Genomic DNA, 13740 nt, shown 5'->3' on the forward strand with positions numbered 1-13740 from the left:
CGTAACTCATGCAAGTACGATCACGCTTAATTGCTGTTGTTTTCGCCATTATGCTGCTCCTTCCAACGCTTGATCAAGTTGTTGGACTGTCAACCTTGTTCAGAAATACCGAGAACCGGCAACGCAGTCGTATGCCGTTGTTGCATTTTCCCTACGTTCGGCAATTTGTAATCCGGTTTGATCGCTATTACAAAGAGAATTTTGGGGGGCGGAATGCGCTGTTTTATGTGTATAGCCGATGGAAATACAAGGTACTGGGGCAATCGCCCTTACCCGAAAAAGTTGTTGTTGGAAAAAAAGGCTGGTTTTATCTGGGGAACAGTTATAACCGGGTTGTCGATCAGCATCGAGGGTTAGTTCCACTAGCTGATACATCAGCCGCACGCATTGCCACTCATCTGGCCCAAAAGCAGCAGGAGTTAGCTGAGCAGGGAATTAAGCTCTATGTGTTGATTGCTCCTGATGCACAAACAATCTACCCTGAATACGTGCCCGACCATCTACAGCAAACGAAAGGGCCTTCACGTCTGGATGTACTCAAACAGGCAATTGCCAAGACTAGCCTACCATTTATCGACATTCGGGATACGCTACTGGCTGCCAAGCGCGATCATATAGTGTATTATCAGACTGATACTCATTGGAATAAGTACGGAACACTGGTTGGCTGCGCGGCTTTACTGAAACGTATCAGACAGGATTGGCCTATGTTTCCGCTGATGAATGCATCAGATTATACCATTAAGCATTGCCAGGGTACAAGTGGCGATTTAACCACCATGCTGACCTTGCAGGATGCTATAAACGAAAATGGAGAGTACGTAATTCGCCCTGACGCTAAGCTGGTAAGCCATCAACTAGCTTCTATACCGAGCGCGAATATCGCGTTCCCATCCCAACGTTTTTCGGGATCAGGATCCGGCCGTTTGCTGTTCATCGGCGATTCATTTAGTAACAGTATGATGCTGTACTTGCCCGCCTATTTCCGTGAATCCTATTTTGTGCGGGATGGTAAACTAGATCTCACACTTATTCAGTCCGAGCGGCCTACTATTGTTGTACTAGAAATTGTGGAGCGAAATATCAATCAATTGGTAAGTTTTTGATTTGGTGGGGTAGGTGAAGTGAGTGGAGTAAGGCTAGGGTATGAAGTAGTGCTTGGGATTTACTTCACCTATTTCACTCACTCAACTTACTTCACTAAATTCCCAAAATAAGATCGGCGGCTTTCTCCGCAATCATAATAACGGGTGCGTTGGTGTTGCCTGATACAATCGTTGGCATAATAGACGCATCGACTACCCGGAGGCCTTCAATGCCATATACCCGAAGCTTATCATCCACCACGGCTAGCTCATCAGACCCCATTTTGCAAGTGCCTACGGGATGGTATACCGTTTCGAGCACGGACAGAATATGCTCCCAGAGTGCATCATCGGAGCTATGGTGAATGGGTAAGTTAATGCCTTGGCTGTAGGGACGAAATGCATCAGCATTCATTATATCGATGGCTTTTCGAACCCCACTAATCAACACCAATCGATCAGATTCTTCGGTTAAATAGTTTGGCTGAATAACTGGGGCATCAAGCGGATTGCTGGAGCGTAAGCCGATATAGCCCCGGCTTTTAGGCTTGAGTAGTGTCGGTAAAATGGTATAGCCATCCGTGAAGGGATAAGTCGCTAGATCATAAAAATCAGCCTTGCCGTCATTGCCAAAGTGAACTGGTGCAAAATGCAACTGCATATCGACTCGGCCTGAATTGCCATTCGTTGATGCATACTCGGTTTTCAGGAAGGCAACGGCTTCGAGCGGGCTCATCGTTAGTGGCCCTTTATGGGTTATGAAAAACTGAGCTAATCCCTTCAGTTGATTGAGTGGTTTGAGATGGAAATTGGCCGATGCGCCCCGTTGCGAACACAGGCTGCTAACGCCCGTAAAAACATGATCCTGCAAGTTTTGCCCAACTCCCGGCACTTCTTTTTTTATTGTAATACCAGCCGACCGGAGCGTATCCACAGGACCAATTCCTGATAACATCAACAACTGAGGTGAATGGAAGGCCCCTGCCGATAAAATGACTTCTTTGCGGGCAGTGGCTCTTTCTGTCTGATTTTTACCCGTACGAAACTCAACCCCGGTCGCCCGGTCATGCTGAATATGTATCTGAGTGGTTTGTGCCTGCGTAATAACGGTCAGATTAGGCCGATTGAACGCTGGTTTTAAGAAGGCTGAGGCTGTACTATGTCGTCGACCATCTTTAATCGTAAACTGAAAGAGCCCCGTACCTTCTTGCTTAGCTCCATTATAATCGGAATTGGCACAAATACCCATTTGAAGGCAGGACCTTACGAATGCGCCCGCCAAAGGTGTTTGGAAACCAGTTGCGAACGTGACATTCAAAGGACCTTTATTGCCATGATAGCCCGAATCAAGCTGATCGTATTGCTCATTGTGTTCTGAGCGGATAAAATAGGGAAGAACATCCTGGTAGCTCCATCCTCGATTACCCAGTGCTGCCCAATCGTCGTAATCAAGTCGATTGCCACGCACATAGGCCATGGCATTGGTTGATGAACACCCACCTAACGTTTTACCCCGTGGTTGATACATCCGTCGATTATTGAGTGCCATCTGGGGTTCCGTCCAGAAGCCCCAATCAACAGCTGAACCGTGCAGTTTGGTGTAAGCAGCAGGAATTTGAATCTCCAGTTTTGTGTCCGGACCACCCGCTTCTAATAAAAGCACTGATAAAGACGGATCTGTCGACAGGCGGTTTGCCAGTACACAACCTGCCGATCCAGCACCAATAATTATGTAGTCGAACCTCATACCGGAGAGGAGTTATTTGTTCGTTGAATATATAATTAATTCATCAAATAGTTTAAATTTTAGTGTATAGGCAGTCGTTAGCCAGTAGCTGATTTTGTGCTTACCTGTTCGTATGATAAGGTTTATGAACAAAAATTGATTGGCTGTCTTTACACTTAATGGTCAAAATTTTAATGTAGCCATTAGTGGATAGCACGGCACATTTTTTGAATGGAATACAACGACTCAACGATGATATGTTATGGATACTATACGTGTACTGGCAGAAGGCCTACGCTTTCCCGAAGGCCCGGCATTCGATACGAACGGTAACCTTTGGTGTGTAGAACAAGAAGGAGAGGGGCTTTTTTGCCGCTACAGCAATGGCAAAACAAAACGAATTCAGACGGGTGGACGCCCCAATGCACTCGCCTGTAACATGGGTTTTATGTGGTTCTGCGACTCGGGCCAGAATGCCATCCGGCGCTTAAACCTAAAAACAGAAGCTATTGAAACGGTCATTAGTCATGTCAGTGGTCAGCCATTGAATATGCCTAATGATTTGACCTTTGATGATCGTAACAATTTATTAATTACATGTCCAGGGCCGCCCGATGCAGGCCAACAAGGATATGTGGTAGTTTATTCAGCTAATGGCTTTGTTGAAATTATTGCCGATGGATTACTGTATCCAAATGGATTAGCTTTTTATCCAGATAAACAAACACTGCTGATCGCGGAAACGCATCAACAGCGGATTTGGAGTGGCTATTGGGATTCAGAAGGATTAAGTTGGGAGACCATTCGTGTATGGGCAACTGTTATTGATGCACCTGTTGGAGCGTCGATCCCTGGTCCGGATGGGATAACACCTGGTCCCGATGGAAACCTATACGTAGCGGTTTTTGGCGCAGGTATTATTCGAGTTTTTTCAGCTGACGGTGCCTTTGTCCGTGATATTAAATTGCCTGGGCAAAATCCATCGAACTGTATTTATGATCTTTCCGGAAAGCTGGGCCTTATTGTCACAGAGACCGAGAAAGGACAATTATTGAGTATCGTATAGTAGTGAAGTGAGTAGAGTTTGCAAACTCTACTCACTTCACTTACTTCCCTACTTCAGTTCTGCAATAACAGTAACGCCCCCTTTGGTAACATCGCCGATATTCACTTTAATTTCAGCGTCTAAAGGAAGAAACACATCAACACGCGAGCCGAATTTAATAAACCCAAATTCGTCACCCTGTTTTACGGGTTGTCCCTCTTTTACGTACCAGATAATCCGTCTGGCAACGGCGCCGGCTATCTGGCGTAAAAGTACTTCTACGCCATTGGCGGTTTGGATAACTACAGTTGTCCGTTCGTTCTCAGTGCTAGACTTTGGGTGCCACGCCACTAAATATTTACCTGGAAAATACTTGAAATACCGAACAATACCCGATACAGGATTTCGATTCACGTGTACGTTCAGGGGCGACATAAAGATAGACACCTGCCGCCGACGATCTTTAAAATACTCGTCTTCATTGGTTTCCTCGATCACTACCACTTTTCCGTCTGCGGGAGCTATAACTTGCGTGTCACCGGTTGTTAACAACCGGTTTGGTATGCGAAAAAATTGCACAACCAGCAGAAACAGCACCAGACTTACGACCCCTAATAAAGTTGTGGCAGTTGGGTTATCAGAAAACAGGTAAAAATAAGCGAGCAGGTTCAGGGCCAGTAAAACCAGCCCTGTTGTAAGCATTATTGTATTGCCTTCACGATGTAAGCGCATAGAAAGATGTGTGATATATTATGTATGATGTATTCTTAATGCATCAAGTACGAGCAAAATTATACATCATACAGTATACATCATACATTTTAAAATAAATCAATAGCCTCCCCGGTATTTATAAGTGCTGGCGACTTTATCAATGGCTACAATATAAGCGGCCAGACGCATAGGAACCTGGTAGCGCTGTGAGGTTTCAAAGACGCGATCGAAGGCATCTTTCATAACACGGTCGGCCCGGCGGTTGACACGGTCAAGTGTCCATTTGTAGCCAATACGGTTTTGTACCCACTCGAAATACGAGACAGTAACCCCACCAGCATTGGCCAGAATGTCGGGTACCACCAGAATGCCTTTGCTGTTAATAATTTCGTCGGCACTCGCTGATGTGGGCCCATTCGCGCCTTCAACAATCATTTTGGCCTGAATGGAAGCCGCATTGTCTTCTGTGATTACGTCTTCTTTGGCTGCTGGTACCAGCACATCAACCGCTAGCGAGAGCAGTTCCTCATTAGAGATTTTCTCTGCTCCGTTAAACCCTTCCAGCGTTCCTTTGTTCGAGTTACGATAACTAACAGCGGCCGTAATGTCAATACCGCTTTTGTTATAATATCCTCCCGAAATATCGCTTACAGCTACTACTGTAACTCCTCGCTCGTGGAGTAACTCGGCCGCAAATGAGCCCACATTACCAAAACCCTGAACAGCCGCCGTAGTTCGGTATGGGTTCATCCGCAATTTGTCCATAGCCGCTAGCGCAGCTACGGTAACGCCCCGTCCAGTTGCTTCAGTGCGTCCTAGTGAACCACCTAATACTAGTGGCTTGCCCGTTACTACATTATTGACGGTCATGCCTTTTGCTTTGGAATACTCATCCACGATCCAGGCCATTTCACGAGGGCCAGTTCCCATGTCGGGTGCTGGAATGTCGCGATCAGGCCCAATAACGTCAAGCATAGCAACGGTATACTGGCGGATAAGCCGCTCAATTTCACCTGCCGACATTTCGCGTGGGTTACAGGCAATCCCTCCTTTGGCACCCCCATACGGAATATCGACAACGGCGCATTTCCAGGTCATCCAGGCGGCCAACGCGCGAACTTCATCGAGATGGACAGCCGGATCAAGCCGGATACCTCCTTTAGCGGGGCCCAGAATGTTGGAGTGAATAACCCGGTAGCCCTCAAATACTTTGATACTTCCGTTATCCATTGTAACGGGTAGCCCAACAATTACCTGCCGGGCTGGCACTTTAAGAATATCATACATTTCATCAGAAATGCCCACTAATTTGGCCGCGGCATCAAATCGCGACATCATTGACTCAAGCGGATTCTCTTTATCTTTTATTGGAGCTGGTTCAATATATCCCATGGCTATACGTTGACTTCGGTTTTAAAACAAATTTGGTGATGAAGTGTCCCACAAACTTAATAAATCATGTATGATATTGTGAAAGGTATATTTTTTCTAAGATTAATATAATGTTAATAAACCATAGAATTAATCTCAATATTTTCTCTTTGCCAAAGAGTTTTCCATAAAAAAAACAATATACCAAAGATTCATTTGGAAAAGGATTGAATGCCAATTTGAGAAAATTTTATAAAAAAAGGTCTAATATTAAACGAATCATTGAAATACCGGATACAAAACATTAATTTTGTGGCTGAAAAACAGAGCACACCGTCTAACGTAGGATTGGGTATGGTTATGGAAGAAAAAAAGCGTTATTCAGAAGAAGATCTGAAAGAGTTTGAAGTGCTGATCAGCCAGAAGCTCGACGCAACCCGGAGTGAGTTAAACTATATTAAAGAAACGCTTAGCAAACGCAATGATAGCGGTACCGACAATACCTCGGGCAACTCTAAGCTGCTAGAAGATGGTGCCGACACCAGCGAACGCGAAAATTTGAGCCAGTTGGCCGCCCGGTTGCAGAAATTTATACAGCAACTAGACGCAGCTATGGTTCGGATCAAAAATGGAACTTACGGTATTTGTAAAGACACCGGTAAATTGATTCCGAAAGAGCGACTTCGGGCTGTACCACATACACAGCAAACGATTGAAGCTAAACTGCGTCAGTCGCGCTAATTCGCTAACAATCCTATTGCTTGATTTTAGACTGCTAAAATTGATGGCAGAGTAGTCGACTTTATGCGCTGCTGTTATCTGTTTATTGTAGATTAAAAACGGGCAATCAGACGAGTTGGTCATTACGGAAGAGTTTAAAGAATTTTGTAGAACCTACCCTCACTTTTTGTTACCAGTTAGGCAGCATTCGTGCGTAATGTAGGTAATACTGAAACGGCTTCAGCACACCAGTGTTGAAGCCGTCTTTATTTTTATCGCTTTTTTGAACAAATTGAGCGGTTATTTGTAAATACCGAGGAGCGAAACTAATTATTGACGACCATGCTGGAACATTTGGAAGAAATTCGGGAGAATATATTCCGTTATCTGGAAGCCCGCATCGAATTGTTTACGCTGGAGAGCCGGGGCAAAATAGAGGAAGGAGTTGTTGTAGGGATACATGGCATCATACTGGCACTGTTCAGCACGATGACACTTATTTTCCTGTTTATTCTGCTAGCAGCCTACCTCAATCAGGTACTGGATAGTAAATACCTTGGTTTTTTAATCGTAGCTGCCTTTTTCATGCTGATAACTATTCTATTAGTGGCAGCTAAAGATTTCGTTAAGGGGAAAATTCGGGTTGCCGCGTATAGCGCAATGAAAAAAAGCCAGGAGAAAAAAAGTGAAGAAAAAACGGAAGCTGTTGAGGAGTTGATGGCCCAGACCCGCTCGTCAATAAACGAGTCGGGAAGTTTGACCCGGAAAGCATAATAATGAGTTCACCCGTTTACGAAGCAGATACGAAATTTGACGCAGTGTATTTTTACACACATTCAGTATAAATAAAATGGAAGATCCTAAAGTGCTATTCGCTGACACAACAGCCCGTCGGGCACAGTTGATGGCTGCTACTGAGCGATTTAAAACATCAATTAATGATGGAGTTGAGTCGATAAAAGAAGACGCAACTGAGATTGGTAAAACAACCGCGTTTGTTGCAGGTGCCGCTTTAGCCGTATATTTGGTAGTTAATGCCATTCTGCCCAAGTCCGATGAGTACCGGTATGCCGAGAAGTACGGCGAACCAGACGAACTGGACTATGACGACGAGGCTATTGAGGATGACGAAACAAACGTTCAACCGTCAAATCCGAGAGCTGTCAGGCAGCAGGCAACTGAAATTAAAAAGTCGGCAGCCGCGAGCGGATTAATTGGAGGAATTATTACTTCTGTATTAACCAATATTGCTCGTGAGCAGCTAACTGGATTTTTAGCCCGCATCCGTACAAATAATGCCATCAATCCAACTGCCGAACCAACTCAATATCACGAACAGGCCCCAACCGAGCCTGTTGACTATACTTCGTACTAATAGGCTATCCGGCCAGAAATCAATTGGTGTCCTGCTCGATCCTGATAAAATTGAGCAGGACTCATTAATTAATTTACTTACCCAAACGGCTGAGTACCCTATCGACTTTTTTTTGGTTGGCGGGAGTTTGGTGACCGATTACCTGCATAAAGAACTGATTGCCGTTATTCGATCTCATACAAATACACCTATTATCCTGTTTCCGGGCAACCCACTTCATATTGAGCCGTCGGCTGATGCAATTCTTTTTCTGTCGCTTATTTCGGGCCGAAACCCAGAGTTCCTGATTGGGCAACACGTTATTGCAGCTCCATTACTGAAAAAAAGTGGCCTGGAAATTCTTCCAACAGGCTATATGGTTGTAGATAGTGGCACACAAACGACTGTTTCTTATATAAGCGGTACAATGCCGTTACCGCATGATAAGCCCGGTGTAGCTGCCTGTACGGCTATGGCGGGCGAAATGCTGGGCTTGCAACTTATGTATCTGGATGCAGGCAGCGGTGCAAGGCGTCCAGTATCTCCTGAAATGATTGCCGCTGTTCGTTCTGTAATTGAACTACCCATCATTGTTGGGGGGGGGATTAATTCAGGTGAAAAAGCCTATCAGGCTTTAAAGGCTGGTGCCGATATGATTGTGGTCGGAAATGGGATTGAACAGGATCCGGATTTGTTACCACAATTATCGACCGTAGTGCGGGAGTTTAACCAATCAGTTGTACGCGCCTAATTCATGAAACGTTTTGTCTTCGTAATCCTGTGTCTGACCAGCTCGGTTTGTACACTCCCATTTATCTGTTCCCATGCCGTTGCCCAGACCCAAACCGGGAAAGTATATACAGTTGCTGAGCGCCAACCTGAATTTCCTGGTGGTAAGGCTGCTCTAAGCCTCTATCTGGCAGAAAATATTAAAGTTCCAGGTATGCTCGTACGGAAAAATTATAATACGGGCCAGATTGCTGCCAAATTTATCGTGGATGAGCTTGGCTATGTGCACGATGTTCGAGTAGTGACGAAACCGCTCGACAAAAAGACGCGCAAGGGTATGGAAGACTTTATGGCCAGTATTATCACTGCCGTTGAAAAAATGCCTCGCTGGGAGCCTGGAGAAGTGGGTGGTAAGCGCGTACTAGTGTTTTATACCTTGCCGATTGAGGTGAATATGCAATAGAGGGAGAAAAGGAGGAGAGGCAGGAAAGAAGCAAAAGGAAAAACGATTGTATTCCTTTTGTCCCTTTCCTGCCTCTCCTCCTTTTCTCCCTCTTTCTATACATTCATCAGGGATTCCCGACGGCGCATTTTGCCTGCTGGGATTCCGAACATCATTTTAAAGCGTCGGCAGAAATAAGCTGTGTCTTTATAGCCAACTTCCGCACCAATGGCCCGAATGCTCTTTTTGCTTGTGCGTAATAGGCCCACAGCGGCTTCCATTCGCTGGTATTCAATATAATCCTGCGGATTAATACCCGTCAGCATCTTAAAATACTGGCCAACGTAATCTTCCGAGACGTTCGCTACGTTCGCTAACACTTTGTTAGAAAGATCTCCACCAAGGTTTTCTTTGATGTAAGCGAAAATATCAATCAGGCGCGGGTCTTTGAAATACGTGCTGTTTGTGACCAGTTGTTCAACAAACAGGTGATTTTTTAGAATATATCGAACAACCTCGATAACAATTTCTTCGGTTTTAATCTTGATGATCCGCCCTTTACCCGCCAGATCGGTCATTTCTTCGGCCAGAATCTGGTCAATGGTTAAGGCTAAATGCTCTTCCCGTTTAATGATAAACGGTGGTACATCGAGTGAGTTGAAGAAGTTAACCGAATCGAATACTTTGGCTTCGAAGGACACATAACCGAATGAGTTAGGCAAATGCCCAATCAGTTTAGGGTCATGATTTCCTTCCCAGTACGATTCGCGGTGCGTCATGAATTCTTCATTCGAGACGGTTTTGGGATTTGTAGGGTCGCCGTAGGTGACGGTAACGTGTTTACCGCCCGGAATGAACAGCATATCACCTACTTCTACCTTTATTTTTTCGTCGCCGATGGATACGTCGCCATTGTACAAAATCAGCAGCGTGTTCTCAACATCATAGAAGTTCTTGATGGTGATTGGCTGCAGAATCCGAATGTTGCGGGCCTTAATAAACTTCACGCCCAACGATTCGATAATTTTATTATAGTCTTCCATAGCTGAAAGGAGTGTATCCGTAAATATAGGTTTTGCACAAAGTTGCACAAAACTAATAATTTGTACAAAACTAATACAACTATAAAAGTTTCCAAAAAATAAAAAAAATAATGCGTATTCGCTTTGAACACGCATTATGCAGTGAGAAAAATTCTATTTTAAGGAGAAATACCCTATCGAATGAGTTCGCGGGCAATCACTAATTTTTGGATTTCAGACGTACCTTCGTAAATCTGAGTGATTTTTGCATCACGCATTAGACGCTCTACATGAAATTCTTTGACGTAGCCATATCCACCATGAATTTGTACGGCTTCGGTGGTGGCCCACATGGCTATTTCTGAGGCAAATAACTTAGCCATTGCAGCAGCCTGCACGTAGTCTTTGTGCTCGTCTTTGAGCCGGGCGGCTTTATAAACTAACAGTCGAGCCGCTTCGATCTTGGTTGCCATCTCGGCTAACTTGAACTGAATGGCCTGATGTTCAAAGATTTGCTTTCCAAACGATTTGCGTTCCTGACTGTATTTTAGGGCTAATTCGTAAGCACCAGCGGCAATACCCAGTGCTTGCGCAGCAATACCAATCCGGCCTCCATTCAGGGTTGACATGGCAAATTTGAATCCGAATCCATCGTCACCAATACGGTTTTCTTTAGGTATTTTTACGTCGGTAAAGAGTAATGAATGGGTGTCTGATGAGCGGATACCCATTTTATCTTCTTTTTTGCCGACCACAAAACCGGGTGTTCCTTTTTCAATGATCAGGCAATTGATACCCCGATGTTTCTTCTCCCGATCAGTTTGGGCAATAACGAGGCAAATACCGGATGAATTGCCATTTGTGATCCAGTTTTTGGTGCCGTTCACTAAATAATAATCGCCTTTATCTTCGGCTGTTGTGCTTTGTGAAGTCGCATCGGAGCCTGCTTCGGGTTCTGACAGACAAAAAGCACCAATCGTTTCGCCCGTGGCTAGGCGGGTTAGGTATTTCTGCTTCTGCGATTCGGTACCAAATGCTTCGAGCCCGTAACAAACCAACGAATTATTAACCGACATGATTACGGAGGCTGACGCGTCAATTTTGGAAATTTCTTCCATCGCCAACACGTAGGAGACTGTATCCATGCCACCACCGCCATAATCAGGCGACACCATCATGCCCAAAAAGCCAAGTTCTCCCATCCGCTTGACTTGTGAAGCTGGAAAACGGGCTTCGTTGTCCCGTTCAACGATGCCGGGTAATAGTTCATTTTGAGCAAAATCGCGGGCTGCTTCTTTTACAGCCACATGCTCTTCTGATAAATTAAAGTTCAATCCCTGTAACTCCAGCGATGCCGTTGCCATCTGAATTGTATTGAGTTTAGTTGATAATTACTAGTTGTTGTGAAGTACGAAAGGTAAGAATTAGTTCGAATAAATAGTATGCAAGCATACTATTTATTCGAATAACAACGTAATCAACTCTGCCACACAGGCTGGTTTAGGATTGCCTTCTATTTCGAACGTACATTCTGTAATAACCCGAACCCCGTTGGTTTGCTCTTCAACGCTTTGAAGTTGGGCTCTTAGTCGCAAGTGGCTACCTACTGGTACTGCGTTCGTAAACCGAACTTTATTGGAACCGTAATTGATGCCCATTTTCACGGATCCAATTCGGTAAAGCTCGGCCATCAGCCTGGGAGCCAGCGAGAGAGTCAGGAATCCATGCGCAATAGGTGTTTTATAAGGGGAAAGTTGTGCGGCTCGCTCAGGATCGGTATGAATCCACTGATGATCGCCGGTGGCTTGAGCAAACAGATTGATCATCTCCTGCGTAATAGTCATATACTCGGATTCGCCGAGCGATTGACCGGTATGGGCTGAAAATTCAGCCAGATTGGCAAAGGTTAGCATAGGTGTTGGGGTTTTTGCAACTTTGTTGATATGACCAGGGCCAATAAATATACGTTTCAGGTTGAAGGTAATGGTATTGCTTACCACAAAACCGGGAATGGGCCGGCTATTCTATTGGCCTTTCATGGTTTTGGGCAGAGTGGCGAAATATTCAGGGCACTGGAAGCATCGCTCGGTGCCCAATTTACCATTTTTGCGATTGATTTGTTTTTTCACGGTAATAGCCAATATACAGGGAATCAGCTACTAAAGAAACAGGACTGGCAGCGATTTATAGCCGCATTTTTAGAAGACCGACACATCGACCGCTTTTCGTTGATGGGGTTTAGTCTCGGCGGGCGGTTTTCGCTGGCACTCGCAGAGGCTTTTGCAGATCGCCTGGATCAATTGATTTTACTGGCACCCGATGGCATTACACGTAGCCCCTGGTATCGCCTGGCAACCGGTTCGGCTGTAGGGCGTGGCTTATTTCGGTATGTGCTCCGGCATTTGTCAGTGTTAAATGCGTTCGGGCATACGCTCACAAGGCTAGGCTTATTGAACCGAACGGCCATGCGCTTCGCAGAAATTTCACTTGGCACACCCGAACAGCGCCAATTGGTGTATCGGAGCTGGACACAGTTCCGGCTGATTACACCCGATCTGACGCACATAAGTAAGTTGCTGAATGCCAATCCCGTTCAAATGCGGTTTTTTATCGGCGCGTTTGATCGAATTGTTCCCGGTAGCTATATTCTCCCGTTAACGAAACGACTTCGGCATTACGAAGTCACTGTGTTGAAAACGGGCCACAATCGGTTGATTGAGTTAATGAGCGAAAAATTCGCATAACTTGATTTTCAGCCGACCGTTCCGATTGGTTTTACTTTAACGAACGCTGAATAACCTGCCAAAGTCCGGCAATGGAAACGATAATCAATCCAACTACCACTATTTGTGTCCAGGAGCTTTGGTTGGGATTTTCCAGCAGTGCTTTAATTTCCCGTGCTTCATGACCCGACCATATGGCTAGCAATGTTCGGGGAGTCATACCCAGAAAGCCACCCAGCAAAATATTTCGGAGTTTCGCGCCCGAAAGGGCAAACAATAAATTAGTCAGTCCAAATGGAAGGATAGGCGATAGCTTTGCAAAAAAAATGACCTCTAATTCATTGTTCAGAATACGGTCGAGTACGGATTGGGCCTTGGGGTTTCGCTGAATAAAAGCCAGAAATCGGTCATGGTCCAGCCAGCGAACAAGCAGGTTGATGAACAGAATACCACCAAAATTGATAACAAAAAGGGGCAATACTGCCTGCCAGCCCAGAAAATAGCCAAAGATCAGCGCAAGCATTGTTGGCGGGGTCAGCCCTGCCGAGGTGATAGCACAGGCAACGGTGATTCCTGCCCATTGCCAGGCCGAAAGCTCGGCAATAGCAGCCTCATGAACTACTGCATAGTAGGTCAATAACGATGTAAATACAATTGGTGTTACCGATAATGCAAGACCAGCAAGGGCCGGACCAGTAACTGATTTAGGAATAGCTAATTTCACACTCTATCAAACGGGTAAATGGTGGTTGTGGTTTAAACCCAGTTTACAAGCTCGGCTCTATAGTATATTCTTCGTTACATTTGAC

General features: G+C 45.1%; 15 protein-coding genes. 8 read left to right on the plus strand and 7 right to left on the minus strand.

Annotation, left to right across the window (positions count from 1 at the left end):
* Positions 1–8 precede the first annotated feature (8 nt).
* Positions 9–1106 (plus strand): alginate O-acetyltransferase AlgX-related protein, encoded by a 1098-nt coding sequence (locus ACYVGO_RS02000; protein WP_460967179.1) that lies wholly within the window; start codon positions 9–11, stop codon positions 1104–1106.
* A 94-nt stretch (positions 1107–1200) separates the two neighbouring features.
* Here the strand turns inward: ACYVGO_RS02000 and ACYVGO_RS02005 are convergent, their stop codons facing one another.
* The gene (locus ACYVGO_RS02005) at positions 1201–2832 is read right to left on the minus strand and encodes a GMC family oxidoreductase (RefSeq protein WP_460967181.1); all 1632 of its coding nucleotides are present in this window, start codon (positions 2830–2832) and stop codon (positions 1201–1203) included.
* A gap of 241 nt (positions 2833–3073) precedes the next feature.
* Between ACYVGO_RS02005 and ACYVGO_RS02010 the strand changes: the two genes are divergently transcribed.
* Positions 3074–3877 (plus strand): SMP-30/gluconolactonase/LRE family protein, encoded by an 804-nt coding sequence (locus ACYVGO_RS02010; protein ID WP_460967182.1) that lies wholly within the window; start codon positions 3074–3076, stop codon positions 3875–3877.
* Positions 3878–3925: 48 nt separating this feature from the next.
* Here the strand turns inward: ACYVGO_RS02010 and ACYVGO_RS02015 are convergent, their stop codons facing one another.
* Positions 3926–4588, minus strand: a complete 663-nt coding sequence (locus tag ACYVGO_RS02015; RefSeq protein ID WP_460967184.1) for a phosphatidylserine decarboxylase family protein — start codon at positions 4586–4588, stop codon at positions 3926–3928.
* A gap of 99 nt (positions 4589–4687) precedes the next feature.
* Positions 4688–5962, minus strand: coding sequence for a Glu/Leu/Phe/Val family dehydrogenase (locus tag ACYVGO_RS02020; RefSeq protein ID WP_305851948.1), 1275 nt, complete (start codon positions 5960–5962; stop codon positions 4688–4690).
* Between the two features lie 333 nt (positions 5963–6295).
* Here ACYVGO_RS02020 and ACYVGO_RS02025 point away from each other — a divergent pair, with 333 nt between their 5' ends.
* The 5 genes from ACYVGO_RS02025 to ACYVGO_RS02045 all read left to right on the plus strand — a co-directional run bounded on the left by ACYVGO_RS02025 (position 6296) and on the right by ACYVGO_RS02045 (position 9207).
* Positions 6296–6682: a TraR/DksA family transcriptional regulator gene (locus ACYVGO_RS02025; protein WP_142776569.1), complete on the plus strand. Its 387-nt coding sequence runs from the start codon at positions 6296–6298 to the stop codon at positions 6680–6682.
* Between the two features lie 321 nt (positions 6683–7003).
* On the plus strand, positions 7004–7435 hold the full coding sequence (locus tag ACYVGO_RS02030) for a phage holin family protein (protein WP_460967186.1): 432 nt from the start codon (positions 7004–7006) through the stop codon (positions 7433–7435).
* A 76-nt stretch (positions 7436–7511) separates the two neighbouring features.
* On the plus strand, positions 7512–8036 hold the full coding sequence (locus ACYVGO_RS02035; protein WP_142770182.1) for a hypothetical protein: 525 nt from the start codon (positions 7512–7514) through the stop codon (positions 8034–8036).
* Positions 8017–8766, plus strand: a complete 750-nt coding sequence (locus tag ACYVGO_RS02040) for a phosphoglycerol geranylgeranyltransferase (RefSeq protein WP_460967189.1) — start codon at positions 8017–8019, stop codon at positions 8764–8766. The genes ACYVGO_RS02035 and ACYVGO_RS02040 overlap by 20 nt, the downstream gene beginning before the upstream one ends.
* 3 nt (positions 8767–8769) lie before the next feature.
* Complete coding sequence (locus ACYVGO_RS02045; protein WP_460967190.1) at positions 8770–9207, plus strand: energy transducer TonB; 438 nt, start codon at positions 8770–8772, stop codon at positions 9205–9207.
* 95 nt (positions 9208–9302) lie between these two features.
* On the opposite strand, the gene ACYVGO_RS02050 is transcribed toward ACYVGO_RS02045, so the two are convergent.
* From ACYVGO_RS02050 to ACYVGO_RS02060, 3 genes are all read right to left on the minus strand, one after another.
* Entirely contained in the window at positions 9303–10229 is a 927-nt protein-coding gene (locus ACYVGO_RS02050) for an AraC family transcriptional regulator (protein WP_142770184.1), read from the minus strand.
* Between the two features lie 173 nt (positions 10230–10402).
* Positions 10403–11572, minus strand: coding sequence for an acyl-CoA dehydrogenase (locus ACYVGO_RS02055; RefSeq protein ID WP_460967192.1), 1170 nt, complete (start codon positions 11570–11572; stop codon positions 10403–10405).
* Positions 11573–11665: 93 nt separating this feature from the next.
* Positions 11666–12121, minus strand: coding sequence for a MaoC family dehydratase (locus tag ACYVGO_RS02060; RefSeq protein ID WP_460967194.1), 456 nt, complete (start codon positions 12119–12121; stop codon positions 11666–11668).
* A 30-nt stretch (positions 12122–12151) separates the two neighbouring features.
* Here ACYVGO_RS02060 and ACYVGO_RS02065 point away from each other — a divergent pair, with 30 nt between their 5' ends.
* Positions 12152–12952 (plus strand): alpha/beta hydrolase, encoded by an 801-nt coding sequence (locus tag ACYVGO_RS02065; RefSeq protein WP_460967196.1) that lies wholly within the window; start codon positions 12152–12154, stop codon positions 12950–12952.
* Between the two features lie 31 nt (positions 12953–12983).
* Here ACYVGO_RS02065 and ACYVGO_RS02070 read toward each other — a convergent pair whose 3' ends face one another.
* On the minus strand, positions 12984–13655 hold the full coding sequence (locus tag ACYVGO_RS02070) for a TVP38/TMEM64 family protein (RefSeq protein WP_142770188.1): 672 nt from the start codon (positions 13653–13655) through the stop codon (positions 12984–12986).
* Positions 13656–13740 lie beyond the last annotated feature (85 nt).

It is taken from the genome of Spirosoma migulaei (assembly GCF_054776855.1).